The 25845-nt window shown below is 36.9% G+C and carries 22 protein-coding genes; 4 read left to right on the top strand and 18 right to left on the bottom strand.

Annotation, left to right across the window (positions count from 1 at the left end; all coding sequences use genetic code 11):
* Positions 1-98: 98 nt before the first annotated feature.
* The 9 genes from hflC to ACFYKX_RS24520 form a co-directional block, all read right to left on the bottom strand.
* Positions 99-1043 carry a protease modulator HflC gene (gene hflC, locus ACFYKX_RS24560; RefSeq protein WP_389364548.1) on the bottom strand — a complete coding sequence of 315 codons (945 nt, stop codon included), beginning with the start codon at positions 1041-1043 and terminating at the stop codon, positions 99-101.
* Positions 1043-2002, bottom strand: a complete 960-nt coding sequence (gene hflK, locus ACFYKX_RS24555; protein WP_389364546.1) for an FtsH protease activity modulator HflK — start codon at positions 2000-2002, stop codon at positions 1043-1045. The genes hflC and hflK overlap by 1 nt, the downstream gene beginning before the upstream one ends.
* Positions 2003-2479: 477 nt before the next feature.
* Positions 2480-4252, bottom strand: a complete 1773-nt coding sequence (gene pnpS / locus ACFYKX_RS24550; protein WP_389364544.1) for a two-component system histidine kinase PnpS — start codon at positions 4250-4252, stop codon at positions 2480-2482.
* Positions 4249-4965 carry a winged helix-turn-helix domain-containing protein gene (locus ACFYKX_RS24545; RefSeq protein WP_389364542.1) on the bottom strand — a complete coding sequence of 239 codons (717 nt, stop codon included), beginning with the start codon at positions 4963-4965 and terminating at the stop codon, positions 4249-4251. Before ACFYKX_RS24545 ends, pnpS begins: the two co-directional genes overlap by 4 nt.
* Positions 4966-5122: 157 nt before the next feature.
* Positions 5123-5599 (bottom strand): MaoC/PaaZ C-terminal domain-containing protein, encoded by a 477-nt coding sequence (locus ACFYKX_RS24540; protein WP_389364540.1) that lies wholly within the window; start codon positions 5597-5599, stop codon positions 5123-5125.
* Between the two features lie 137 nt (positions 5600-5736).
* A complete protein-coding gene (gene mdh, locus ACFYKX_RS24535) occupies positions 5737-6675 on the bottom strand; it encodes a malate dehydrogenase (RefSeq protein ID WP_389364539.1) in 939 nt (312 codons plus the stop codon).
* 82 nt (positions 6676-6757) lie between these two features.
* Positions 6758-8026 (bottom strand): NADP-dependent isocitrate dehydrogenase, encoded by a 1269-nt coding sequence (gene icd / locus ACFYKX_RS24530; protein ID WP_389364537.1) that lies wholly within the window; start codon positions 8024-8026, stop codon positions 6758-6760.
* Positions 8027-8156: 130 nt separating this feature from the next.
* Complete coding sequence (gene citZ, locus ACFYKX_RS24525) at positions 8157-9275, bottom strand: citrate synthase (protein ID WP_389364535.1); 1119 nt, start codon at positions 9273-9275, stop codon at positions 8157-8159.
* 503 nt (positions 9276-9778) lie between these two features.
* Positions 9779-10240, bottom strand: coding sequence for a DUF441 domain-containing protein (locus tag ACFYKX_RS24520; protein WP_389364534.1), 462 nt, complete (start codon positions 10238-10240; stop codon positions 9779-9781).
* Positions 10241-10503: 263 nt separating this feature from the next.
* Here ACFYKX_RS24520 and ytvI point away from each other — a divergent pair, with 263 nt between their 5' ends.
* Positions 10504-11622, top strand: a complete 1119-nt coding sequence (gene ytvI / locus ACFYKX_RS24515; RefSeq protein WP_389364532.1) for a sporulation integral membrane protein YtvI — start codon at positions 10504-10506, stop codon at positions 11620-11622.
* 64 nt (positions 11623-11686) lie between these two features.
* Here ytvI and ACFYKX_RS24510 read toward each other — a convergent pair whose 3' ends face one another.
* The 8 genes from ACFYKX_RS24510 to dnaE form a co-directional block, all read right to left on the bottom strand.
* Positions 11687-12073, bottom strand: coding sequence for an FxsA family protein (locus ACFYKX_RS24510; RefSeq protein ID WP_389364530.1), 387 nt, complete (start codon positions 12071-12073; stop codon positions 11687-11689).
* A 129-nt stretch (positions 12074-12202) separates the two neighbouring features.
* On the bottom strand, positions 12203-13963 hold the full coding sequence (pyk, locus tag ACFYKX_RS24505; protein ID WP_389364528.1) for a pyruvate kinase: 1761 nt from the start codon (positions 13961-13963) through the stop codon (positions 12203-12205).
* A 123-nt stretch (positions 13964-14086) separates the two neighbouring features.
* Positions 14087-15046: a 6-phosphofructokinase gene (gene pfkA / locus ACFYKX_RS24500; protein ID WP_389364526.1), complete on the bottom strand. Its 960-nt coding sequence runs from the start codon at positions 15044-15046 to the stop codon at positions 14087-14089.
* Positions 15047-15424: 378 nt separating this feature from the next.
* Positions 15425-16402 carry an acetyl-CoA carboxylase carboxyl transferase subunit alpha gene (accA, locus tag ACFYKX_RS24495; protein ID WP_389364524.1) on the bottom strand — a complete coding sequence of 326 codons (978 nt, stop codon included), beginning with the start codon at positions 16400-16402 and terminating at the stop codon, positions 15425-15427.
* Positions 16396-17265, bottom strand: coding sequence for an acetyl-CoA carboxylase, carboxyltransferase subunit beta (accD, locus tag ACFYKX_RS24490; protein WP_389364522.1), 870 nt, complete (start codon positions 17263-17265; stop codon positions 16396-16398). The genes accA and accD overlap by 7 nt, the downstream gene beginning before the upstream one ends.
* 362 nt (positions 17266-17627) lie before the next feature.
* Positions 17628-18194 carry a FadR/GntR family transcriptional regulator gene (locus ACFYKX_RS24485; protein ID WP_449257608.1) on the bottom strand — a complete coding sequence of 189 codons (567 nt, stop codon included), beginning with the start codon at positions 18192-18194 and terminating at the stop codon, positions 17628-17630.
* 70 nt (positions 18195-18264) lie between these two features.
* Entirely contained in the window at positions 18265-19503 is a 1239-nt protein-coding gene (locus ACFYKX_RS24480) for an NAD(P)-dependent malic enzyme (RefSeq protein ID WP_389364518.1), read from the bottom strand.
* 150 nt (positions 19504-19653) lie between these two features.
* The gene (gene dnaE, locus ACFYKX_RS24475; RefSeq protein WP_389364516.1) at positions 19654-23019 is read right to left on the bottom strand and encodes a DNA polymerase III subunit alpha; all 3366 of its coding nucleotides are present in this window, start codon (positions 23017-23019) and stop codon (positions 19654-19656) included.
* 284 nt (positions 23020-23303) lie between these two features.
* Between dnaE and ACFYKX_RS24470 the strand changes: the two genes are divergently transcribed.
* Positions 23304-23642 carry a YtrH family sporulation protein gene (locus tag ACFYKX_RS24470; RefSeq protein ID WP_389364514.1) on the top strand — a complete coding sequence of 113 codons (339 nt, stop codon included), beginning with the start codon at positions 23304-23306 and terminating at the stop codon, positions 23640-23642.
* A complete protein-coding gene (gene ytrI / locus ACFYKX_RS24465) occupies positions 23639-24139 on the top strand; it encodes a sporulation membrane protein YtrI (protein ID WP_389364512.1) in 501 nt (166 codons plus the stop codon). The genes ACFYKX_RS24470 and ytrI overlap by 4 nt, the downstream gene beginning before the upstream one ends.
* Positions 24140-24192: 53 nt before the next feature.
* Here the strand turns inward: ytrI and ACFYKX_RS24460 are convergent, their stop codons facing one another.
* Positions 24193-25125 (bottom strand): DHH family phosphoesterase, encoded by a 933-nt coding sequence (locus ACFYKX_RS24460; RefSeq protein WP_389364510.1) that lies wholly within the window; start codon positions 25123-25125, stop codon positions 24193-24195.
* Positions 25126-25393: 268 nt separating this feature from the next.
* On the opposite strand from ACFYKX_RS24460, the gene ACFYKX_RS24455 reads away from it, so the two are divergent.
* Positions 25394-25699 (top strand): YtpI family protein, encoded by a 306-nt coding sequence (locus tag ACFYKX_RS24455; protein ID WP_389364508.1) that lies wholly within the window; start codon positions 25394-25396, stop codon positions 25697-25699.
* Positions 25700-25845 lie beyond the last annotated feature (146 nt).

Below are 25845 nucleotides of genomic sequence, written 5' to 3'. Positions count from 1 at the left end.
AACCTAATATTATATTTTTAATCAAATAAAAAAACCGTTATTTTCCTTCTTTATTCTATCATGAGAATAATCAGAAAGGAAAATAACGGCTTGTTGTATTACTCGGTATACCCCATTAATAAACGAGCATACGGAGAATCAGATGGCAATACAATCACGGTTTCACCATTGATGGTTTTCTTGTAGGATTCAAGTGTTCTAAACATAGAATAGAAGCTAGGATCTTTAGAGAAAGAGGCATTATAGATTCTAGCTGCCTCAGCTTCCCCTTCTGCACGGATGGTTTCTGCATCTGCTTGCGCTTTTGCTAATACCTCTTTTACTTCACGATCCGTATTTGCTTCAATACGATTCTTTTCAGCATCCCCCATAGATAAATATTCCTGAGCCTTTGACTCACGCTCAGAAATCATACGAGTATATACCGACTGTTCATTTTCTGCAGGTAAATCTGTTCTTTTCATACGAACATCGGTAACAGTGATTCCGTAATTATCCTGAGAGAGTAATTCGTTTACTAAATCTGTTACACGATCGTTTAATGACCCCCTAGACGACTTTTCATCATTTATGATTTCATCATAGTTTAATTGGCCCAGTTCAGAACGAACAACAGAGTAGATAAATTCCTCCATACGTGCCTCTGCACCCTCTAGTGTCCTAGCGTTGGAGATCATCATTTTCGGGTCTACAATTTTCCAAACCGCATAGTTATCGATAATCATACGCTTCTTATCTTTCGTATTGATCTCTGCTTCAGAGACATCGTAGGTCATTTGGTATTTGGGTAATGTCGATACACTTTGAATAAACGGAATTTTGTAGCTTAGTCCTGGAGTACTTTCGATGCGAACAACTTCCCCGAACTGTCTAACTACCTTAAATTCTCCTTCTTTTACGATGAAAAGGTTCGCAAAAACTAATGCGATTATGGCAATTAGAAGTACCAAAAAGATCCCGATTTTTGTATAGCCACTCCACTTAAAGCCATTACTCGTTCTTTCGTTCATATCAATAACGTTTCCATTTCCATTTTCACTCATTAGTTTCCACTCCCTTCCGATTGCGGCTTAGGTTGTTCTTTATCGAGTGGTCGTATTGGGAAATACTTAAGAGTATTTCCATCATCATTCATAATGTATATCTCTGTACCAGGTAACACTTGTTCAAGTGTTTCAATCACTAAACGCTGTCTTGTAATATCAGGGTTATTTTTATATTCTTCGTATAGCTTATTAAATACAGCTACATCCCCACGTGCGATTTCAACACGTGCTGCTTTATCCCCTTGTGCTCTTGAAATCATCGCATCTTTTTCCCCTTGAGCTTCATTCGTACGCTGATTTCTATATTTGTTAGCTTCGTTAATTTTTGTATTCATCGTTTCTCTCGCATCGGTTACATTCGTGAATGCTTTTCTAACTTCATCGTTTGGTAATTCAACATCCTGAAGTTTTACAGCGAGAATAGAAATCCCAATATCGTATTTACCAATTAGTGTTGTAAGTAAATCACGGACCTGTGCTTCAATTTCCGCTTTACCACTTGTTAAAGCATCGTCAATTTTGGAGCTCCCAATAATACTTCTTAAAGATGCAGAGGTCGCATCGTGTAAAATTTCTTCAGGGTTTTCAGCATTATAAAGATACGTTGCTGGGTTCGTAATTTTCCACTGTACAACTAAGTCAGCGAGTACGATGTTTTCATCCCCTGTGATCATTTTTGTTTCGTCATCAAACTCTACAATTTCCCCATCTTTTTCTTCGTAACCAAATTGTAGACTGAATGTTTCTTTCGATAACTTCTCTACTTCTTGAATCGGCCATGGAAGTTTGAAATGTAACCCTGGCTCATTAATTCCTTCCTCAACTTTCCCGAATGTTAAAATGACGGCTTGTTCTGACTCATCTACCGTATACCAAGTAGTAAACGCAACAAGGCTCAAAACAACAATTAGAAAAACAAGACCGATAATTGTATAAATGCGTTTTAAACTAATCATGTGTTCTCCTTCCTTTGATGAAAATAGTTATACATTACATACGATAAATAATACGAAAGGTTTCGAAAAAATATTGTTTTTTTATGTAAAGTGCCCATAAGCCATTAAAAGCCCATACTCACGCCTATCAACGTATCAAATGGACTCCCTCCGTATGAAAGGAAACACTAAGAGCGTTAGCGATTCAATATTAACTTTTCTTAATCGTAAAATGATTTCTCTTAGGAGGGGGATCTTACTAAGTAAGGGATACTGGGACTAGACCTGGGATACATAGCTTAGCATTTACTATTTTATGTTTTCGGGGAACAATGAGAAAAGGTGAAAGCGGGGTCTGCTTTCACCTTTTCTATCTAGTTCCTTGGATGAAGGGGTTTTCACCTATGATTTTAGCAAGTGAATATTAAGTTACTATAAACATGTTGTAAAGTTAATGTAAACTTAAGAGTTTTTAGAACAGATAGTAGATTTCAGCTTTTACTTTTTCGGAAACTTTTTATAAAGTTCAATGATAAAAGTTGTGCCATTCCCGACAGTGCTTTCCACTGTAATATGGCCTTTATGCGCTTCTACTAAATGTTTTACAATTGCTAAACCTAGTCCCGTTCCCCCTGAATTTCGGCTTCTAGCCTTATCCACCCGGTAGAACCGTTCAAATATCCTTGGAATCTCCTCTTTTTCAATTCCGATCCCCGTATCTTTCACTTTTGTAATCACTTTATTCTCTTGTTCCTCTAATGAGATCACGACTTGACCTCCATTAGGGGTGTATAAAATGGCGTTCACAACAAGATTAATAAATATCTGCTTAATGCGATAAATATCACCCTCTACGAAAAGTTCCCTCAGATTTGAATCTACTAAGAGTTCAATTTGTTTTTGTTCTGCTTTACCAGCTAGAATAGGTATCACTTCTTCTAATAACTCCACAAGGTTAAAACGTTGTACAGTAAGTGCAAACCCTTGTTGTTCAATTTTAGATAAGTCTAATAAATCTTGAATTAATGACTGTAGTCGATCACTTTCCTTTAAGATGATCGTTAAGAAATCCTTTAGAGCTGTTTTATCCTCCATGGCACCATCAAGCAGTGTTTCCGAAAATCCCTTGATTGACGTGACAGGAGTTTTTAATTCATGAGAAACGTTTGCTACAAAGTCTTTTCTCATTTGTTCAAGTCTTTTTAACTCTGTAATATCATGAAAAACTAAAAGGATTCCTTTCCAAACATCATTTGTGCCAATAATAGGCACACCATATACTTCAAAATGGCGCATTTGAATGGATATAGGAATGACCATTTGCCTTTTAATTTTTTTCTCGGTCATAAAAATCTCTTCAACTAAGTCGGTAATCACTTTCTGATCCATGACTTCGTAATAGAGCTTATTCAGTAAATCAGAAGAATGAACATTAAATATTTCTTTGTAAGCTCTATTAACTAAATTTATATAACCTCTACTATCAATTAAAATTAAGCCACTTCCCATATTTTCAATGAGTGTTCCTAGTCGGTCCTGCTGAATCTCTTGTGCCTTCATCATTTCCTGCAGGTTTCTAGCAAGAACATTGATGGAAACACTTAACATACCCGTTTCGTCCACATGGTCCTCATAGGTTCTCGCCCTATAGTTACCCTTAGTTAACTCTATTGCTACCTTAGTTGCTGCTTCAATTGGTTTCGTGTAGCGTGTAGTAATTCTAGTAACTAACAAAATAATGACTACTAGAGCTATCCCGAGGCTAAAAATAAGTAACCACCAGATTTGACGATAGACCTTTTGAATTTCCGTTAACTTAATACTTAATACAACATAACCTTCATTTTTACCATTAGCAGAGACTTCATCCCAGTAGTAATGAAGGTTGTGACCCCCTCCAACCTCTATTACTTCTTCTTGGTTATTTATTTTTTTTGTATAAATCTGTTCAATAATTTGTTGGTGGCGTTTGGTACTTGAACTTTCGATATAACCACTATCTAATAGTATTTTTCCTTCTACATCTATAACCGTTATTCTAGTCTCAAGTAGCTCACTAAACTTCTGAACAGATGTTTGATCTAGTTCTTTAATCCCACCGTGTTCTTCAATATACGCAGAGATGGCACTCGTTTCTTTTTTCAAGCGCGTATCAAACGAATTTAAATAATAGCTTTTAAATAGCTGCCCGAGCAACAATCCCAATCCAATCAACACGGCAAAAATTAGAGTTATGATAGCAAAAAGAAGTCTGGTTCGGAATCTGGTCATTCTCCCCTAGGCTCCTCCAACTTATAACCTAGTCCACGGATTGTCTTAATATAAGTAGGTTTCTTTGTATTTTGTTCAATCTTTTCTCTTAGGTGGCTAATATGAACATCTACAATTCTCGTATCTCCGGCAAAATCATAGTTCCAAACAGCACTAAGTAATTGGTCTCTAGTTAAAACACGACCCTTATGTCTGATTAGATATAACAATAACTCGAATTCTTTTGGTGTAAGCTCCAATAGATTATTAGAAAAATACGCCTCATATTGCTCTGGATATATTTTAAGCTCTCCAATTCGGATTGAATCAATATCCTCTTCATCACTATCCATTACCTCTGATTGAATCTGTGTTCTTCTTAGGATGGCTTTTACACGAGCAATGACCTCTCTTGGACTAAAGGGTTTTGTCATGTAATCATCCGCACCCAATTCTAGTCCAAGTACTTTATCAAATTCGTCATCTTTTGCCGTCAACATTAATATAGGTGTTGTGACTTTTTGCTGACGAAGCTGTTTACACACTTCAATACCGTCCATTTTTGGTAGCATTAAGTCCAAAATAATCAGATCAGGTTTTTCAGATATAGCTAGATTCTTCCCTTCTTCTCCGTCCATCGCAGTGAGCACATGAAAGCCAGCCTGCTGCAAATTGTACTGAAGCAATGTTACAATCGATTGCTCATCATCTACAACTAGTACCTTTTTTTCCATAAAAGCCTCCGTTATATAAGATTACCCCTGGAACCCCTGTATCCATAAACTTATTATAATATAAACTGCCTTTGTTTAATATTAACAGATTTCAACGCAAAAAGAGACGTACATCATGTACATCTCCTTGCTCGTTCATTATAGTAAATTGCCTATTTTAAAAGTTGTCCAGTGCTCTTCCATCCATTCCTTCCAAACGGTATGGTGGGCAAACTAATAATTTCCCTTCAATTACAAGTTCCTCATCTTCATTGGTACCCTTCACATTAATTTGAATGGTGTGATTGCTTCTATTTACTTCTAACACCTCAAATAAAAATTGAACCGTACCGTAATGATACACTGGTTTTATAAAATCTATATCTTGCTTTAAGATATGACTACCAGGACCTGGCATATACTTTGATACAGCCGAAGAAATAATTCCAGTTAGCATAATGCTAGGAACAATCGGTTTTTTATGGGGTGTTTGTGATGCATAGTCATGCTGAATATAGAGTGGATTTGCATCATTTGTTAACCCCAAATATAATAGCAGATCTTTGTCTTCAATTTTTTCGGTTAATGAAAGTTTTTCACCTACTGAAATTTCTTCAATCTTTCTACCAAGTTTTCTTTTTTTGCCTAGTAACATGAATATGGTACCTCCAAATAGTATTGTAACCGGTTTCATTTTTGATGAAATAAATAGACTGCCATTCTTTCAGTCCAATACATTTTAGTAAAAAGAATTCGAGGAGATCCCCGAATTCTTAACCATGTTATTTTTAATTAAGCCAAAACATCCATTACGTTACGAACCGCGTCAGCAGACTTATCTAATGCTGCTTTTTCGTCAGCAGTTAGTTCTAGTTCAATTACTTTTTCAATTCCATTAGCACCTAGGATGGTTGGAACGCCAAGGTAAATTCCATCATAACCATATTCTCCTTCAAGATAAGCGATGGAAGGGAGTACACGGCGTTGATCTTTCAAGATAGCTTCGCACATTTCAACTAAAGATGCTGCAGGTGCATAATAAGCACTTCCATTCCCCAATAGGTTAACGATTTCGCCGCCACCTTTTCGAGTTCGTTCAACGATTTGTTCTAGTCTTTCCTTAGAAATTAACGTTTCTAAAGGGATACCTCCAGCATACGAATAGCGTACTAAAGGAACCATATCGTCACCATGCCCACCTAACACAAAACCAGTAATATCTTTCACTGATAGATTTAACTCTTGAGCAACAAACGTACGGAAACGTGCAGTATCAAGAACCCCAGATTGACCAATTACACGATTTTTAGGAAAACCAGATTCTTTGAAAACGGTGTATGTCATTGCATCGACTGGATTGGTTAATACTACGATGAAACTATTTGGAGAGTATTTTACAATCTCCCCAGCAACACTCTTCATAATTTTCTGGTTTGTTTGGACTAAGTCATCCCGGCTCATTCCCGGTTTACGTGCAATACCTGCAGTAATGACAACGATATCTGAATCCTTCGTATCTTCGTAGTTAGAAGTCCCGGTAATATTTGAATCAAAACCTTGAACTGGACTTGCTTCAAGCATATCTAAAGCTTTACCTTTTGTAGGGTTTTCCATTTGCGGAATATCAACTAATACAACATCCCCAAGCTCTTTTTGAGCTAGTAAAAATGCAGTTGTCGCTCCAGTGAAGCCTCCACCAATTACGGAAATCTTTTTACGTTTCATTGACATAAACAATTTCCTCCCTAAGTTCTAATTTTATGAAAAGTGGGCTGACTCTTTTAACGGAGTCAGCCTAAAGGATAAAAGCTTATTAATCCATGTTCTTAATTAGTTCGTCACCGAATTCAGAACATTTCACTTCTGTAGCACCATCCATTAGACGTGCAAAGTCATAAGTTACAACTTTAGAAGCGATTGATTTTTCCATTGATTTAACGATTAAGTTTGCTGCTTCGTTCCAGCCTAAGTGCTCAAGTAATAGAACACCAGAAAGGATTACAGAAGAAGGGTTAACTTTATCTAATCCAGCATACTTCGGAGCAGTTCCGTGAGTTGCTTCGAAAATTGCATGTCCTGTAACGTAGTTAATATTCGCTCCTGGAGCAATACCAATTCCACCAACTTGAGCAGCTAGTGCATCAGAAATGTAGTCTCCATTTAAGTTCATAGTAGCAACTACATCAAACTCACGTGGACGAGTTAAAATTTGTTGTAAGAAGATATCAGCAATTGCATCTTTAACAATGATTTTGCCAGCTGCTTCAGCATCTGCTTGAGCTTTATTAGCTGCATCAGTACCTTCTGCATCTTTAATGCGGTCGTACTCAGCCCATGTGAATACCTTGTCACCATATTCTTTTTCAGCTAACTCATAACCCCAGTTTTTGAAAGCACCTTCAGTAAACTTCATGATGTTACCCTTATGTACAAGAGTTACCGATTTACGGCCTTCTTTAATAGCATATTCAATTGCAGCACGTACTAGACGTGAAGTTCCTTCTTCAGATACAGGCTTAATACCAATACCAGAAGTTTCAGGGAAACGGATTTTGTTAACTCCCATTTCATCTTTTAAGAAAGAAATTAATTTCTTCACTTCATCTGAACCTTTAGCGTACTCGATACCAGCATAGATATCCTCAGTATTTTCACGGAAGATTACCATATCTGTATCTTGTGGACGTTTTACTGGAGAAGGTACACCTTCAAACCAACGTACTGGACGTAAGCATACATAAAGATCTAACTCTTGACGTAATGCTACGTTTAGAGAGCGGATTCCTCCACCGATTGGAGTTGTTAAAGGTCCTTTAATAGCGATTAGATACTCATTGATTAACTCAAGAGTTTCAGCAGGTAGCCATTCACCAGTTTGGTTGAAAGCTTTTTCACCAGCAAGAACTTCCTTCCAAACGATTTTTTTCTCACCTTTGTAAGCTTTTTCTACTGCAGCATCTAAAACTCTAACTGAAGCAGCCCAAATATCTGGACCTGTTCCATCTCCTTCAATAAAAGGAACAATTGGATTGTTTGGTACATTTAGTACTCCATTAGTAACCGTGATTTTTTCACCTTGCATTGTAATATCCCCTTCCATTAATCAGAATCAAAGGTTAGTGGCATTAGACCTCTAACCTTTTCCCGCATTTCTATTAGAACAATTTTTTTACTAAAAGTAAAATGCTCTTTTTATATTTTTTAAAAATTTCTTATCCTCTTTGATCAACTGGAACGTAAGTCTGCATTCCAGGGCCTGTGTAATCAGCACGTGGACGGATTAGGCGGTTGTTTTCATACTGCTCAAGAATGTGAGCTAACCATCCAGAAACACGGCTTACCGCGAAGATTGGAGTAAATAAATCATGGTCGATGCCTAAGCTGTGATATACAGAAGCAGAATAGAAATCAACATTCGGCGGTAAATTCTTTTCACCAGTTACGATTGCTTCAATCTTTGTAGACATTTCATAATATTCTGGCTCACCTGTTAGCTTAGTAAGCTTTTCAGACATAGCTTTCAAGTGTTTAGCACGAGGGTCTCCTTGGCGATATACGCGGTGACCAAAGCCCATGATTTTTTCTTTATTATTTAACTTTTCACGAATATATGATTCAACATTATCAGGAGAACCAATTTCAGAAAGCATTTTCATAACTGCTTCGTTAGCTCCACCATGTAAAGGACCTTTTAAAGCACCGATTGCAGCTGTTACACCAGAATACACATCTGATAATGTAGCAACACATACGCGAGCTGTGAATGTTGAAGCATTTAGCTCATGATCAGCGTGTAATACTAAAGCTTTATTAAACGCCTCTACTGCGATAGCTTCTGGCTCATTGCCTGTTAGCATGTACAAAAAGTTAGCTGCAAAGCTTAAATCTGTACGTGGAGCAATTGGCTCTAGGCCTTTTCTCACACGAGCAAATGCCGTTACAATGGTCGGAATCTTTGCTTGTAAACGAACCGCTTTTAAGTAATTTGATTCTGCATCCATTTTGTCTGCATCTTCATCGTAAAGACCTAATAACGATACAGCCGAACGTAAAGCACCCATTGGATGAACTTTGTCAATCGGGTACATTTTAAAATGATCTAATACTTCTTTAGGTAATTCAGCATTTTCTGCTAATAACTTATTTAGTTTTTCTAACTCGGATTGAGTTGGCAACTTTCTATGCCATAAAAGATAGATGACTTCTTCAAAACTTGCATTAACAGCTAAATCATCAATATTATAACCTACATAAGTTAGTGTATCGTCGATGATTGAACTGATGGAGGAAGTTGTAGCTACTACCCCTTCTAGACCGCGTGTTACTGTCATACTGAACCTCTCCTTTGCAATTTAAATTTCCCCATACCCATTGTCTGTAAATAATAGTTTTAAGTTGAAGATAGAATCAACTTATTCAGATTAAAGCCTGAAAAATCTATGGCCCATAGGCCGTTTAAAGTCGGCACATAGCCGAGCAACAGACCAAAAATTTTTGGTTTACCTGAGCGGTTGCTCAAGTGACCACAAAAAAAAGAAAATGCTTTCATTTTACTTTAAAGTTATTTTCTCATAAATAATATAATACAGGAATGACAATTGTACGAATTGTACAATTACCTGAGAGCTAATCCGTATAATCGAGTTCTTGCGACTTATACAATAAAAAGGATACGCTTTCAAGTCCTATTATAAACAATTATCAGACTTTTGTGAACGAAAAGCACTCAAAATGTGAAAAAATTATTATTTTCTTACAAAAATATAGCCCTACGTTTCTTATTATGAAACTTATTTATAATTGGAATACTTGATTCAGAACTAGCAAAAGAAAATTATTGAAAAAATTCCACGATTCTCATGACAACATAAGCAATTCCTGCACCAATTAATGGCCCTACAGCAATCCCTTTAAATAGAGATACGGCTAATATTGTCCCAAGGACTAATGCTGTTGTTATGTGCGGATCCTTAGCTAAAAGAGTAATGCCTCCTTTTGCAAGAATTGCAACCACCATACCAGATATAAGGGCTATCCATGCATACGGTGACTTGAACGCATTTGTTAAATCTTTGAACCCTATTTCTCCACTTGCAATTGGTGCTAGTACCGCTATTGTTATAACGATAACTCCCCAGTTAATACCCTTTGACTGAATATAGGAGAAGGACTTTGACTCAAATCCAATAACTTTTAAAAAAAGCAGAATAGCTACCGCAATAATTAATGAATAGTTTTTCGCTAGTAATCCAATTATCAACAATAATAATAAAAAAATAATGGGTTCAAAGATCAAGGACTATTCATCCTTCCTCTCTAATATTATATTACCATAACGAAAGCGTTTTTTCTCGAGAAAAGCTTTTTCAAATAATGAAAGGTTTCAATGATCTTATAACAGTGTATAGGTTATTAATAAACTAATGAGTGCAGAATCGTAAAAACCTAGAGCTGATTTTTACTTTTACGCAGGTAAAATAAGGTTATACCTAGAAAAGAATATATAACTAAATATAGAAATATTCATAAGTATGCCTGTTATAGAAGGAGGGTTTCCTATTGAATCCTGTATACATATATAGAACTGTTAGATTTTTTTTCGTCATTGGAGTAGTACTAGCTTCCTTAATTTCTATATTCTATTTATCTAAAGTTACATATCCTTTCATCATTGGTTTAGCCATTGCCTTTTTGATCAATCCTCTTGTGAATTTCCTAGAGAGAAAGTCAAAAATGCCTAGAACACTTGCTGTCTTATTGAGTCTTTCCTTTATTTTTGCCATTTTTGCTGGTTTAATTACTTTACTAGTTGCTGAATTAGTCTCTGGGGCAGAATATCTTGCTGAAGTAGTACCTAATCATCTAGATAAACTAATTGATTATCTTGAACAGTACTTTGCCGCTCAAATCATACCATTCTACAATCAGTTAACAGGATTTTTTAATACCCTCGGTACTGGTCAACAAGACACCATTATTAACAATATTGAAAATGTTGGTAAAACAGTCGGAACAAATGTTGGACAATTTGTTCAGAATTTCTTCGAAAATATTCCAAACATATTGTCATGGTTTCCAAATGCAGCCACTGTTTTAATATTCTCTTTACTAGCAACCTTTTTTATAAGTAAGGATTGGTATAGACTTTCAAAACTCGGAGGAAAGTTACTTCCAGGTAGGGCTATGTCAAGTAGCAAAACTGTTACTGAGGATTTAAAAAAAGCACTATTCGGATTCATCAAGGCTCAGCTAACTCTAATTTCTATTACGACCATTATTATTCTTATTGGGCTGCTGATATTACGGGTAGATTATGCAGTTACAATTGCCTTAGTCACAGGATTAGTGGATATCATTCCATACTTAGGTACCGGATTAATTTTTGTACCATGGATTATTTATGAAGCCATTATCGGAGAAATGAGTTTAGCAATAGGGTTAGGGGTCCTATACATCATAGTCCTCGTTCAGCGCCAAGTTATGGAGCCTAAAGTACTTTCTTCAAATATCGGTCTTGACCCGTTAGCTACTCTAGTTGCTTTGTTTGTAGGATTTAAACTTATTGGGTTTCTAGGATTAATCGTGGGTCCTGTAACACTTGTCATCATTTCAACCCTACACAGAGCCAATGTATTCAGAGATCTTTGGGGTTTTATTAAAGGGAAAGAAGAAGAATAGTCTAATTAATTTTACCTCCATAATAAAAACGTCAGTCCGTTCCTGGACTGACGTTTTTTACATTTTATCTAATAATGGTTACATTTCCTTTTTCAATCCAATTCCTAAAGGCTTTTACTAATAGAACCTTAAAAGGTTTTCTAGTTGGGGGCGCCAATAAAAGAAATCCGAGGGTATCCGTAATAAAACCTGGAGTCAACAAAAGTGTCCCACCAATCAAGATACAAATGCCATCTAGAATAACTTCTCCTGGCATTTGCCCGTACTGTAATTGCCTTTGAGCTTTCCGAATGGTTTCAAGGCCTTGATTTTTCGCTAGATAAGCTCCTGCAATACCTGTGATAATAATTAAAGTGATCGTGGTCCAAATACCAAGTGTTCTACCTGAGAGTAACAAAACTCCTATTTCCGCTGCAGGTACAATAATCAATAGCAATAAAATATAGCGCACTCCGTAACCCCCTTAAACTTCTATCTTGTCCTATATTATAGTGTATGAAAAGTGGTCTCAGCAATTCTCAGTAATTTTGTAAAGGTATAAGAAAAGGAAGAGGTTCATCCCCTTCCCTACTAAAGCATATTAAAGGACACTTGCATGCCCATTATAAATAACTCCACGTTGTGCATCAACTGTAATCTCTTGGCCATTTGTTAAGAGCGTTGTTGCATTTTCTGCTCCTACGATTACTGGAATTCCTAGATTGAGTCCAACAACAGCCGCGTGGCTTGTTAGTCCACCCTCTTCTGTGATTAAAGCACTACATTTTTCGATAGCTGGTACCATCTCAGCGTCAGATCCTATAGTAACTAAAATGGACCCTGTTGTAACATTCTTCAAAGCTTCCTCAGCTGATTTTGCTACCACCACTTTGCCATAAGCTGATTTCCTTCCAATTCCTTGAGCCTTGATGATTACATCGCCAACAACATGTATTTTCATAAGGTTAGTCGTTCCAGCTTCACCAACTGGAACTCCTGCCGTAATGACTACAAGGTCTCCATGTGACACAATTCCACTATTTATGCTTTCTTGTACGGATATATCTAGCATGTCATCTGTCGTTGTTGCCTTTTGTCCTAATTGCGGATAAACACCCCAGACAAGTTGTAGACGTCTTGATACTGATTCATTTGCTGTAACCGCTACAATTGGAGCTTTCGGACGGTATCTAGAGATCATACGTGCTGTATGCCCACTTTCAGTTGGCGCAATGATCGCATTTACTTCTAGGTTTAACGCAGTATGAGCAACTGACTGTCCAATTGCATCCGTAATGTTGTGGTCACTATCCTTACTACGGTTTGACAAGATTCTCTTATGGTCTAATGCTGTTTCTGCCCGAGATGCTATGTTGTGCATCGTTTGAACTGCTTCTACTGGGTAGCTCCCTGCAGCTGTCTCACCAGAAAGCATAATCGCATCCGTTCCGTCAAAAATAGCATTTGCAACATCACTTGCCTCAGCACGAGTTGGTCTTGGGTTTCGTTGCATGGAATCAAGCATTTGTGTAGCTGTTATAACCGGCTTCCCTTGCTCGTTGCATTTTTTAATTAATGTTTTCTGAACAAGAGGTACCTCTTCAGCAGGGATTTCTACTCCTAAGTCTCCACGTGCAACCATTAGACCATCTGATATCTCTAAAATCTCATCAATTTTGTCTACTCCTTCTTGATTTTCGATTTTAGGGATAATGTGGATATGTGTTGCATTATGCTCTTCTAGTAGCTGACGAATTTCTAGAACATCAGATGCACGACGTACGAATGAAGCAGCAATAAAGTCGATACCTTGTTCGATACCAAATAAGATGTCCTGTGCATCCTTTTCAGTAATACCAGGTAAATTCACTGATACTCCCGGTACATTAACACCCTTTTTATTTTTCAATGTCCCAGAGTTTAAAATTTTCGTATGAATTTCATTCTTAGCTTTATCGATTTCAATGACTTCGAGTCCAATGAGCCCATCATCTAACAGAATCTTAGATCCAGGATGAACATCATCAATCAGTCCTGTATATGTAACTGAAAATTTCTCGGTTGTCCCAAGTACCTCTTCCATAGAGACAATGATATTTTCTCCTGAAGTTAATTCAATTGCACCATTTTCCATATTGTTTGTACGTATTTCTGGCCCCTTAGTGTCCAGTAAAATGGCAACTGTTTTTCCTGTCTTTTGGGCAGCTTCTCGTATATTTTTAATACGTTGGCCGTGCTCCAAATGATCACCATGAGAAAAGTTTAATCGTGCAACGTTCATTCCAGCTTCTATTAATTGGGTAAGCTTCTCAACACTTTCACTAGCCGGACCAATGGTACATACGATTTTCGTTTTACGCATATCATGTAACCCCCAGATATATTTACATTCCTTCTAATCCATCGTTTTTATCATAGTCAATTTTGAAAGATAAGACTCCTAGTAGTTAGAGCATAAATCAACAATCAATAACTATTTATTGAATTAGATAGACAATTCTTTAGAAAGCTTTAACATTCCTTTATCAATTACATGCGGTTGTGCTAGTGCCTCAATAATGTCATAATCAACTAGCTTATTTTCTTCAATTCCAACAGCACGTCCACCTTTTCCTTCAATAAGAAGTTCAACTGCTCTTGCCCCTAGGCGAGAAGCTAAAACCCTATCAGCAGCTGTTGGAGATCCTCCACGTTGCATATGTCCAAGTACAGAAATACGTGTATCAAAATTGGTTGCCTCCTTGATTTGCTTACCAATTTCAACTCCACTACCGACACCTTCAGCTACAATGATTATACTGTGCTTTTTACCACGCTCATGTCCTTTAATTAATGGACCAACAATATCATCAATTGTATAGTTTTCCTCAGGTATTAAAATCGTTTCGGCACCACCAGCTAATCCGGCCCAAAGTGCAATATCACCTGCATCTCTTCCCATTACCTCAATGATAAAAGTCCTTTCATGAGAAGTTGCAGTATCACGAATTTTATCAATTGCATCAATAACAGTATTTAAGGCTGTATCGAAACCAATAGTAAACTGAGTTCCTGGAATATCGTTATCGATCGTTCCTGGAACACCAACGCAAGGGAATCCATGCTCAGTTAATGCTTTTGCACCACGGTAAGAGCCATCTCCACCAATTACAACAAGACCTTCAATTCCATGTTTTTTTAGCGACTCAATACCCTTCTTTTGACCTTCTGCTGTTTTGAATTCTTCACATCTTGCTGAATATAACACAGTTCCACCTCGGTGAATAATATCACCTACTGAACCAAGTTCTAACTTTTTAATGTTTCCGCTAATTAGACCAGCATATCCACCATATACACCATATACCTCTAAATTATGAAAAATAGCTTTACGAACAACTGCACGTACTGCAGCATTCATTCCTGGAGAATCTCCTCCACTCGTTAATACACCAATTTTCTTCAAAAGAATCACCTCATGTTATTAGTATAATTGAGTTATGTAAAATTGTTTTGTCAGAATCATTAAAAGTGTATTTCTTTAAGTAAGATAAGTGTCTCTTAGAAGACAGAACAAGCAAAACGTTTTAAAGTTTTACACGCTTTTTTATCTACAACACTTTTATTATAAACATAAAACCTTGGAATATTTCTAAAATAACATGAAGAAAAGGTGCTTCTCAACTTTATCATGGTGAATCGTTAATAGACGCAATTATCCGTTAACTGGAAGCGGTTTAATTAGGAATGATTTGAATTTTTACACAAAAATCCCTTAAAAATTATTCATAAATTTCAATTTTATTGATAGAACAAAAGAAACGTGCTTTATGATAGCACGTCTTTAGTTGACCCCGATGTATTCATTTAAGAACGAGTATTTTCCCATTGCTTTATATTTGTCATAACGATGAGAAACTAATTCCTCTTCAGAAAGTTGTCGTAATTCTTTCAGCGAATCCAGTAAAATCATTTCAATGCTCTCGCTTTGTTCCTTAACGTTTTTATGTGCTCCGCCTTTTACCTCTGGTATAATCTCATCAATGATTCCCAGTTCTTTTAAATCCGGTGCAGTGATTCTCATGGATTCCGCTGCTTTCTTAGCAAGGGAAGCATCCTTCCAAAGAATGGCTGCAGCTCCTTCAGGAGAGATTACGGAGTAAGTGGAGTTCTCAAGCATATGGATATGGTTCCCTACACCTAAAGCTAACGCACCACCGCTACCGCCTTCACCAATCACAATACATACTACAGGAACACTGAGGCTTGCCATTTCAAATAAATTTTTAGCAATGGCTTCACTTTGCCCTCTTTCCTCGGCAGCTTTGCCCGGATATGCCCCTTTCGTATCAATAAAACAAATGATCGGTCGACGAAACTTGTCAGCTTGTTTCATTAGCCTTAAAGCCTTACGATATCCCTCAGGATGTGGCATACCAAAATTTCTCCGGATGTTTTCTTTCGTATCCTTTCCACGTTGGTGGCCAATGATCGTAACAGGTAGACCTTTAAATTTTCCAATTCCGCCAACAATTGCCTCATCATCACCATAAGTTCGGTCACCATGACACTCAATAAAATCAGTAAAAAGATAAGAGATATAATCTAGAGTAGTAGGACGATTAGGATGACGGGCAATTTGAACTCGGTCCCACGGCTTAATATTTTCATATATATCTTTTTCTAACTTCTCTAAACGAGTTTCCAACTTTTCTATCTCTGTAGAAAGGTCCACATCTGTAGTTTCCGTGAACTCCTTAAGTTCAGCAATTTTCTTTCTAAGTTCGATAATTGGCTTTTCTAATTCTAACTCTCCTACCAATCTAGTTCACCTCCAGGTTGATGTACGTCAAGGATGATAGTAATTTTTTCTTTTAGATCTGTTCTTGAAATGACAGCATCTAATTGACCATGTTTTAGTAGAAATTCAGATGTCTGGAAATCCTCCGGAAGTTCTTCTCGAATAGTTTGCTCGATAATTCTCCTACCTGCAAACCCAATTAAAGCACCTGGTTCCGCAATATTATAATCACCTAAGGAAGCAAAACTAGCAGAGACACCGCCTGTAGTCGGATGGGTCATAATAGAAATAATAAGTCCACCTTGGTCACTAAACCTTTTTAAGGCCACGCTCGTCTTTGCCATCTGCATTAAGCTAAGAACACCTTCTTGCATTCTTGCTCCACCAGATGCTGTAAAGATGATAAAAGGAACCGATAGTTCTCCAGCTTTTTCAATGGCTCTAGTTATTTTTTCACCTACAACAGACCCCATACTTCCCATACGGAAGGTTGAATCCATTACTGCAACGACAGCACTAAATCCATTGATTTGACCTAAGCCAGTAACAACCGCCTCGTTGATTTGCGTCTTCTGTCTATCTTTTTCTAGTTTTTCAATGTAATCTGGAAAATTCAAAGGATTTTCAGAGATCATGCCAGCATTTAGCTCCTGAAAGCTTCCCTCATCTAAAAAACTTTCAAGCCTTTCCTTTGAATTCATGGAGTGATGATATCCACAGTGAATACAAACTTTAAGGTTTTTCTTTAGTTCCTTAGAATACATGATTTTTTTACAGTTTGGGCACTTCGCCATAATGCCTTCTGGGACATCTTGTTTTGCAGCTTCAGATGGTATCGTTGCATATTTTTTCTTTTTTTGTTTTGTAAATAGCTCTTTTAGCAAGGTGAAACCTCCCCATTGTTTTAAAAAAGCACAACTTCCTAAGATAATCGATATCTTATTCGCAGACACTTCCCAATTGGAATGTAAATTCAACATTTATGTTTTTGGGCATTTAGCTAGCCTTCAAGTTTTACCTTTTAATAACTAAGTTAAACTTTGCTTCTAGAAAAAGCCTTAGTTCTGGAAACCATTTCAGTCCATAAATGCTTGTGCTCAATATGTTGTCTGTCATTATTCTAAGAATCTACTAAGGTGGTCTGACCACTACATAAAAAACTATAACCTAAAGTATTTAGGTTGTTAAAAAGTTGTCCTTATTTATATTAGAATAATAGCCTTAGAAAAACTGTATAATTTTGTCGTTAACCATTCGACAAATTCCTCATTTTCTTAAAGACCTTCTTGACCTCTACCTCTTCTTTACTCATTAAAGCATCAATTAACTGAAGATACACTTGTTTATCTATTGAGACTTCTTGAAGGTTAAGAGCTTTATAATAATCATTTAAAATTATCCAAATCCTATAAAACAAATGATTATCCGCCAAATTCACTATTCTTGTGAAGAATTCTTCATCTGAGAACTCGTTAGTTTCAACCCAGCTTCTTAGTTGTACTAGCTCATCTTCCTCATAATCCCTTTGAATGGCTAACTGTAAGCAATCTAACTCTATTAAATTTTTTGTTTCGGTAACATCCTTCTTTGCTTTTTGGTCTTGAAGAATAAATGTGCTAAGCAATTGTACGAGTTGATTTCCTCGAAAATCCCTTATAAAAGTACCTTCTCCGCGTCTCGTTTCAATTAATCCTAGTAATTCAAGGGCACGTAAAGCCTCTCGAACGGAGGAGCGCCCGACAATAAGGCGCTCGGATAGTTCTCGTTCTGAGGGAATTTTATCACCAGGCTTTAAGCCATCTTCTTCAATCATTGTTCTCAGTTGCTTTACAATTTCTATATAAACTTTAGAACCCTTTTGAAGTGAATGCACAGTTTAAAAATCACTCGCTTTTCCCAATAATAGCTAACCTACTTGTTCTATCTTTTACTTCTTCAGGATCCACCTTTATGCGAGCAACACCCGTTTCCATTGCCGCCCTCGCAACAGCTGCTGCCACTTCAGGAGCAACTCTTGGATCAAATGGTCCTGGAATAACATAATCCTCACTTAATTCCTCTTCACCAATTAAACTTGCAATGGCTTCAACAGCCGCTACTTTCATTTCTTCATTGATATGGGTTGCACGAACGTCTAGTGCTCCACGGAAGATACCAGGGAATGCTAATACATTGTTGACTTGGTTTGGAAAATCTGAACGACCAGTACCGACTACTTTCGCTCCTGCTCCCTTAGCTTCTTCAGGCATAATTTCAGGTGTAGGATTGGCCATTGCAAAAATAATAGGATCATTATTCATGGTTTTTATCATCTCAGCCGTTAATGCTCCTGCGACGGAAACGCCAATAAATACATCTGCACCCTTAATAACATCCTCTAAACTACCTTCTTGGTTATCCCTATTCGTAAATTTTGCAACCTCATCTTTAATGTCGTTCATTCCTTTAGGGCGTCCTTCATAAATCGCGCCCTTCGTATCACACATAATAATATCTCTAACACCGTAGCTGTATAGTAATTTGATAATGGCAATTCCTGCTGCTCCTGCACCATTAGCAACAACTTTAATTTCATTCATCTTTTTACCGACAATTTTCAAGGCATTTACCAAGCCTGCAACGGTAACAATAGCCGTACCATGCTGATCATCATGAAAAATTGGGATATTGGTTTCCTTCTTTAACCGTTCTTCTATCACAAAACAATTTGGTGCAGCAATATCCTCTAGATTTACCCCACCAAAAGTAGGTTCTAATAATTTCACTGTTTCCACGATTTTATCTATATCTGTTGTATTTAAACAGATAGGAAACGCATCTACCCCAGCAAAGCTTTTAAATAACACGGCTTTTCCTTCCATAACTGGAAGTGCAGCTTCGGGCCCAATATTTCCTAAACCTAGTACAGCAGTACCATCAGAAACTACTGCAACCATGTTGCCTTTCATCGTATATTCAAATACAGTTTCAGGCTTGTCGTATATTTCTTTACATGGCTCAGCAACTCCAGGTGAGTATGCTAAGCTTAGTTCCCTAGCATTTCTTACTTGAACCTTTGACTTAGATTCTAATTTTCCTTTATTAACTCTATGCATATGTAATGCTTCTTCACGTAAAGTCAAGTTATTCACTCCTCATATTATGGATGGCTCTCTACGTAAAACGATCGTTATTTTACCATAGGCCTTAAGGAATTTTACAAAATACATCTAGTGGTCAGACCACGTTATTCTCTTAGACAAATATAACATATCCTATAAACTTGTAAAGATTTATTGCTTGAATATTACATTATTGTCCCCAAGTATCTCCCTTAAACTTCTTAGGAATTCATCTGAAAGTACGACCCTATCTTTTTCCCCTAAACGCACAGTTCTCTCTGAACTTTCGTAGTATAAGATCACATCTACCTGACCGTGATTTTTTTGCAATAATTCCTTCAGTACATTTAAGTTATCTGCCGTTTCCTTTTCTTTTTCAATTTTTATATACAATGTTCCTTGATGCTTTTGAACTGTTTTAAGAACATCCTTCATTTCTTTTAGATGGTTGATAATAAGTTGAGGCTTGCTCTCTCTATCCTCTACCTTCCCCTCTAGTAAAAGAATATTACCTTTTTCAATAAGATTAGATATCCTTTTAAAAACAGTAGGGAAGACCACAGCTTCTATGTCACCGCTTTGATCGCTAATGACTAAGAAAGCCATAGAATCACCTTTCTTCGTACGAATCTTCCGGACATCTGATATATATCCAACCACTTTCGCGTGCGAGGAACTTGTGGACAGTTCTGATAGATGTTTCGTACCTATTGATTTTATTACCTTTTTGTAGACGGAAACAGGATGATCTGATAGATATAACCCAAGCGCTTCCTTTTCAAAAGCTAGCTTATCCTCTGTTCTAATAGGGTCAACTGTGACATATTTAGGTTTTAGAAAAAATTCATCATCAGAAAATAAATCGCCCTGGTTAGAATCATCAGGATTTACTAACTGTGCATGGTCTATGGCAACATCAATGCTTGCTAATAGAACAGCACGATCTTCTCCGAATTCATCAAAACTTCCTGAGTGAATGAGCATTTCCATTGACTTTCGATTCACTGCTTTATGGGATACTCTTAAACAAAAATCAAACATATCCTCGAACTTCTTTTGTTTACGAGCTGAAAATATTTCTCTTAAGGCAGTTATCCCTATTCCCTTAATGGCAGACAAACTATACCGAATAGCTTTCTTTTCAACTAAGAAAGTATACCCGCTTTGATTAATAGATGGTGGGAGGATTGAGATATCCATCTCTTTTAACTCACGAATATACTGAGAAATCTTCTCCTCATTTCCAACTACAGAGGATAAAAGAGCAGACATAAAGAAGAGAGGGTAATGCGCTTTTAGATAGGCTAGTTGATAAGCAATAAAGCTATAAGCCACGGCATGACTTCTATTAAAGCCGTAATTTGCAAACTTAACGATCAAGTCATATATTTCACTTGCAGTATTCTGATCATATCCCTTTCCTAATGCTCCATTTACAAAATGTTCTCTTTCCTTATCAAGCACAGACTTTTGCTTTTTCGATACCGCTCTTCTCAACAGATCTGCTTCTCCTAGAGAAAAGCCCGCCATTTTGGAAGCAATTTGCATAATTTGCTCTTGATACACAATGACTCCATATGTGTTTTCCAAAATTTCTTTCAAGTCAGGATGAGGATAGATGATTTTCTCTCTTCCATGTTTTCGGTCAATAAAAACTGGAATATTCTCCATTGGACCAGGTCTGTACAGGGCGTTGACAGCTACAATATCTTCAAAGCGAGTTGGTTTTAATTTTTTTAATACATTTCTCATACCATCGGACTCGAGTTGAAAAACGCCAGTCGTTTCTCCAGTACTTAATAATTCATAAGTCCGCTCGTCATTCAATGGAATGGACTTTATGTTCAACTTTTGACCTTTTACTCGATAAATAGACTCTAGAATCGTTTCAATTAGGGATAGATTTCTAAGCCCTAGAAAATCCATTTTCAAAAGGCCAACATTTTCAAGGTGCTCCATCGAATATTGTGTTAAATATACGTTGTTATGACCTGCCTGGATAGGTATTGCGTCAACTAACGGTTCCTCTGATATCACCACACCTGCTGCGTGTGTCGATGTGTGTCTAGGAAGACCTTCAAGCTTTAGGGCCGTTTCGAAGAGTCTTTTATGTTGTGGAGATTGAGAAATAAAGGTTTGGAGATCTTTGGATTCCTCTAGAGCCTTGCTTAAGGTAACTCCGAGTCTAGACGGAATGAATCTCGAGAGCATGTCGACTTCCTTTGGATTAAAACCAAACACCTTTCCTAGATCTCGTATAACAGCTTTTGCTGCTAGAGTTCCAAAGGTGATAATTTGAGCAACATGAAGTTCCCCATATTTTTTCGCTACGTATTCAATCACTTCATCACGCTTATGATCAGGAAAGTCAATATCAATATCGGGCATTGAAATTCTTTCAGGATTTAAAAACCGTTCAAATAATAGCTGATGTTCGATTGGGTCAACATCCGTTATGTACAATACATAGGCAACCATTGAACCTGCTGCTGAACCCCTTCCTGGTCCCGTTAAAATCCCATTATCTCTTGAGTACTTCATAAAATCCCATACGATCAGAAAGTAGTCAGAAAAGGTCATTTTACTTATGACGTCTAATTCGTATGCCAACCTATTCTTTTTTTCGTCAGTAATTTCTTGATAACGCTCGTGGAAACCTTTCCAGCATAGTTCCTTCAGATACTCATCTGCTGAGATTCCGTTCTCAATAGGATATTTCGGAAGTTTTCTATCGTTAAGTTCTATCATCACATTACACTTTTCTGCAATATGTAATGAGTTTTCTAGACTATCAGGAAGATTTGAAAAAAGTTCGACCATCTCTGAAGGGGTTTTTAGGAAAAATTGATCACTTTGAAGCCTTTCCCTGTGTTCATCCTGTAGTTTATCTCCATTTTTAACAGCCAAAAGACATTCATGTGCAAAGCTATCACTTTGGCGTAAATAATAAACTTCATTTGTTGCCACTGCTTTAAGATTTAAATCAGTAGACAATTCTAGAAGTTTTTCTAGCACTACTTCTTCCCTTTTTAGACCATGGTTATGAACGGCTAAATAAAAGTGCTGATCATCAAACACTTTTTTGTATAACAAAGCACATTCCTTCGCTTTTTCGTACTCATCCCGTTCTAACAACTGTTCTATTTCCCCTTCTATCCCAGGGGTTATAGAAATAAGGCCCTTCGAATAATGTCTGAGCCATTTAACTGGAATGCCATTTTTTGATTTTGTCTGAACAACACTCGTAATTTTTAATAGATTGTGAAACCCAATTTGGTTACTTGCTAATAGAACAAGCGGGTAAGACTGACTCTCGTCTATCTCACTAATCACATCAACGGTTAATCCAATGATTGGTTTAATTCCGTACTTCATACACTCTTTATAAAAAGCAACTGTTCCATACATCACATTTCGATCTGTAAGGGCGATTGCTGTAAATCCTTTTGTATGAGCCTCTTTCACTAATTCCTCAATTGAGGATGTACTTGATAGCAAGCTATACGCACTATATACATGTAGGTGAACAAATGACATGTAATTCACACCCTTTTTAACCTTTTACTCTAATTAGATATCGAAAAAATTGATTCTCCAAAAAGAGGTCAAGTCTACCTTTGTTTATTTTCATTATAGAACTTCATGTAAAAAAAAGAAAATATGTTCTGTTTTTTTAGGGGAACGTCATAGCTATGTTAATTTCTGAATAGGAAAGTACTTATTCACATTCTTCTGATTTGAGGACGAACAAAAACATATTTGTGTAGGTTTGTCCATAAGATGTATTATCAGGAGCTATAATTTTCAGTGAGGATGATTACATGAAACCGCAACCCTTCTTTCCCTTATTACTTGATAGTTATTTTATCGCATTAGGAGTTTTACTTGGAGGAGCCTTAATAGGTGGGTTTGCAGCTTTTCTTACAGGAAAACCACCGTTAACAGAGATATTTAGAATCTCTTCTTCTATTAGAATCTGGGCCATTGTAGCAGCAATTGGTGGCACTTTTGATACGGTCTATAGTTTTGAAAGAGGCTTGTTTCAAGGGGAAACAAAAGACATTTTCAAACAATTTTTATTAATCCTATCCGCGCTTGGAGGGGCTCAAACTGGAGCATTGCTTATAACCTGGTTAACACAGGAGCATATATCATCATGAGAATCCCACCTTATTATCGACTTCCCGCTTGGCAACGACTTTTTGCTGGAATGGCCATTGGCGGAATGATTAGTTGGTGTATTTTTCTTTATGTATTCGGAGAATGGCAGGAAGAGTATAGCAAAGAAATTCAGAAGCAAGCCGAAGAAATTAGAGACCTAAAAAAAGAAAAAGATATTTGGCAAAATGATTACCAAGAACTTAACAAAAAGAACTTAGAGCAACTAAGAGTTCAGGAAATTCAGGTGAAGATAACGAATCGAGATAAATTTAAGTTAGACTCTCTTTCCGCCTATGAAATGGAAGAAGCCATAAAAGAAGATATAGAGATGCTATTAGCAAAGGATATTGATACTGCTTTTAAAAATCGTCAACTGATTAGGAAAGTAATAGAAAATAAAACCTTTAAAGCAAACGACAAGAGATATCGGCTTGAGATAAAAGAGATCGTATTTTATACAACTATTTCGATTCAGCTTAACCTCAAACTAGACTAATTTAGGGAGACCCCACTATATTTGAAAGTGGGGTCCTTTGCATAAAAGTATATTTATTTACAAGCCTCTTCTAGTTCATTCATGACACTCTTTACCTCATCCCATGAATAGATAGACGCACCTGCAGCTAGTGGGTGTCCTCCACCTTTATAATTACGAGCAATTCCATTTATAACAGGTCCTTTAGAACGTAGACGGACACGAATTTGATCGTCCTCTTCTATGAAAAATACCCATGCCTTCATACCCGCAACATTTCCAAGTGTGCTTACCAATAAAGATGCATCCGAAGGCTTGATATCATATTCCTCTAGCAATTCTTTTCTCAAAATCATGGAGCCTACTCCATTTTCACTCATCTCAAAATTTTGTAGGACATATCCGTTAAGCTTTATCACATTAGGGCCTAATTCATACATGGAGTCATAGAGCTCCGTTCTAGAAAAGTTAAATTTAATTAACTCGCCAGCGTAAGAGAACGTTTTTTCAGTGGTACTTGGATAAAGAAAACGTCCAGTATCCCCTACAATCCCTGCATATAATAGTCTCGCTGCTTCATCAGACATTTCTAACCCTTTATCTTTACCAAATAAAAAGAACTCATAGATCATTTCGCTGACTGAACTAGCATCCGTATCGACCCAGACAAGATCACCATATGGATCTTCATTCGGATGATGATCTATTTTAATAAGCTTATCCCCTAAACGGTATCTTCCGTCACAGATGCGTTCTTGATTCGCTGTGTCGGTTACAATAACCAGGGCACCTTTATAAACCTCATCCTGAATTTCATCTAATCTCCGTAAAAAATAAAGGGAAGATTCCTCTAATCCTACTGTAAATATGTTCTTTTCCGGAAATGAAGCTTTTAAGATTTCGGCTAATCCGCCCTGTGAACCGTAAGCATCTGGATCAGGTCGTACATGTCGATGGATAATAATTGTTTCATACTGTTTTATTGTTTCTAATATTTTTTCTTTCATAATCTACTCCTTGGCATTTGTCATATCATTCTGTACAGTAATAACCTCAAGAATATATGTATAGTGTTTTCTACGTATTCTCCAAAATTTACTTAATTCCTTTTTATCATAAAAAAGGAAAAAGAAAAAGAAAGCATACTACCAATTTTTAATTATAAGAAAAATCTCAGGAAAAGGTATATTTAATTACCGTTATACTGGGAGTGGAATTTATTTGTCATTCTCGTTACAATATAATGAGATTGTCGAAACTTGGAGGAATAAACAGATGCCTATTTTTGTTATGTTCATTATTGTATCCTTAGTTTTTTATGTATTCTATAGAGTGAAAGCCTATCGATCTAAACTTCCTGCCGAAAAGAAATGGATTTCTTCTAAGGCAAGTATTGCGTTAGGGTTATTTGTTGGTATTTTTGGATTAAACCAGCTATTCTTAAATCCTTCCACCGTAACCTATATCGTATCAGCCGTATTTATTCTTATAGGTGGAATAAGCGTATGGGGTGGAATTAAGTCTTATCAGTTTTATTTACCTCATGCTGCAAAAGAAGCTGAACAACTTTATAAAAAGTAAGACTCTTAAATACGACAACATCGAGTAGGAGGAGGTGACGAACCTCCGACCTCTCACACCACCGTACGTACGGACCCGTATACGGCGGTTCAATCTTATACTAAGCATGTACTTTATTGTAATGTTGAACACAAGAGATTAGTCCG

Origin of the sequence: Cytobacillus spartinae (assembly GCF_042865285.1) — a bacterium.
GTDB lineage: Bacteria > Bacillota > Bacilli > Bacillales > Cytobacillaceae > Robertmurraya_A > Robertmurraya_A spartinae.
Note: the sequence above shows the minus strand (reverse complement) of the source record. Positions and strands in the feature narration are given on the sequence as shown.